This window comes from Dietzia sp. DQ11-38-2, assembly GCF_014145055.1.
In the GTDB taxonomy this organism is placed as follows: Bacteria; Actinomycetota; Actinomycetes; order Mycobacteriales; family Mycobacteriaceae; genus Dietzia.
Genome location: NZ_JAALDW010000470.1, coordinates 1 through 1,911 on the forward strand (window position 1 = coordinate 1; position 1,911 = coordinate 1,911).

Annotated in this window: 2 protein-coding genes; both read left to right on the plus strand. The window is 71.9% G+C overall.

What is annotated here, in order from left to right:
• Nucleotides 1–286: 286 nt before the first annotated feature.
• Entirely contained in the window at nt 287–1,321 is a 1,035-nt protein-coding gene (locus tag G6026_RS14760) for an ABC transporter substrate-binding protein (RefSeq protein WP_107756871.1), read from the plus strand.
• 80 nt (nt 1,322–1,401) lie between these two features.
• Nucleotides 1,402–1,911: iron chelate uptake ABC transporter family permease subunit (locus tag G6026_RS14765; protein ID WP_182613622.1), on the plus strand; the 510-nt coding region annotated here is incomplete at its 3' end.

Consider the following 1,911-nt stretch of genomic DNA (forward strand, 5'->3'; position numbering starts at 1 on the left):
GGGCGGCCTTCCGGCGGACCACCGGCCTCACCCCGGGGCAGTTCCGCCCGGCCACCGTTTCCGGCCCCGGCCACGCCACCTTCCCCGGCCCCGGCCCGGCCACCAGCGCGAGCCTGTCCGATTCGCTACACCAGGCGTCCTGATCGAGCGATTGCGCCGTACGGTGGTGCGGTCGTAAGGTCTTAGGCCAGCCTCACCTAATGGTCAGCCCGCGCCGGATACGTCGGCGCGGCGCCCGGGTGGGTCCTGCCCTGTTCATCGTCTCCAGAATGAGAGAGCCGCCCTGATGCGTTCTCGCGGTGTTGTCCCCTTCCTGATCGCCACCACGGCCGCCCTCGTGCTGTCCGCGTGTGGCTCTCCCGCCGACTCCGACGAGTCCACGGGCGCGACCGCCGCCGGCGGGTCCGGGTCGTTTCCCGTAGTGATCGAGCACGCGCTCGGCACCACCACCATCGACCAGGCGCCCGAGCGGGTGGCCACCGTCGCGTGGGCCAACCACGAGGTGCCGCTCGCCCTGGGTGTCGTCCCGGTGGGCATGGCCGCGGCGACCTTCGGTGACGACGACGGCAACGGCATGCTCCCGTGGGTGGAGGAGCGACTCGAGGAACTCGACGCCGAGCCCCCCGTGCTGTTCGACGAGACCGACGGGATCGACTTCGAGGCCGTCGCCGACACCGACCCGGACGTCATCCTGGCCGCCTACTCCGGTCTGACGCAGGAGGACTACGACACCCTGAGCGAGATCGCCCCCGTCGTGGCGTACCCCGAGGAGGCGTGGGCCACCTCGTGGCGGGACACGATCCGCTTCAACTCCATGGGGATGGGCATGGCGGCCGAGGGCGACGCGCTGGTCGACGAGCTCGACGCCGAGATCGCCGAGGCCGCAGCCGCGCACCCGGAACTCGAGGGCACGCGGACCATGTTCCTCACCCACCTCGACCCGTCCGACCTGAGCACGGTGAACTTCTACACCGCCGCCGACACCCGGGCCGCGTTCTTCGAGGACCTGGGTCTGGCCACGCCGGCCGCCGTGACCGAGGCCTCGGCGAGCGGCAAGTACTCCGGCAGCATCAGCGCCGAGCAGCTGGACCAGTTCGACGACGTCGAGCTGATCGTCACCTACGGCGACCAGAGCCTCGTCGACACCCTGAAGTCCGACCCGCTGCTGTCCCAGATGCCGGCGGTCAAGAACGACGCCATCGTGTTCCTCGACGGCAGCGGCCCGATGGGCACCGCCGCCAACCCCACCCCGCTGGCCATCTCGTGGGTGCTCGACGACTACGTGGCGCAGCTGGCGGAGGCCGTCGGCACCCGCGAGTGAGTCCCCACACCACCGCCCCGTCCGCGCCGGGTGCCGCCACGTCCGCTGTCAGGACGCTGCGGCGCCCGGCGCGGGTACGCGTGGCGTGGCTCCTGGTGACGATCGCCGTCCTCGTCGTCGTCGTCATCGCCTCGGTGTCCATCGGCTCCCGCACGGTCTCCCTCGACGAGATCCTCGCCGCGCTGGGCGGCTCCACCGACGGCCTCGGCGAGGCGTCGGTGGTCAAGCGCATCTCCCGCACCATCATGGCGATGCTCGTCGGCGCGGCGCTGGGCCTGGCCGGCGCGGTGATGCAGGGCGTGACCCGCAACCCGCTCGCGGATCCGAGCATCCTGGGCGTGACCATGGGTGCCTCGCTGGCCGTCGTGGTGGGGATCGCGTACTTCGGGCTGTGGACCTATACCGGGTACATCTGGGCCGCGATCATCGGCGCCGGGATCGCGGCGGTGTTCGTCTACACGGTCGGCTCCCTCGGGCGCGGCGGGGCCACCCCGCTCAAACTCGTCCTGGCCGGCGCGGCCACCTCGGCGGCGGCCACCTCCTTCATCAGCGCGGTCGTGCTGCCGCGCGGGGACATCGCCGGCGGCGTG

Coding starts and splice junctions, on each gene's coding strand:
- G6026_RS14760 (WP_107756871.1), top strand. CDS start 287: ATGCGTTCTCGCGGTGTTGTCCCCTTCCTGATCGCCACCACGGCCGCC.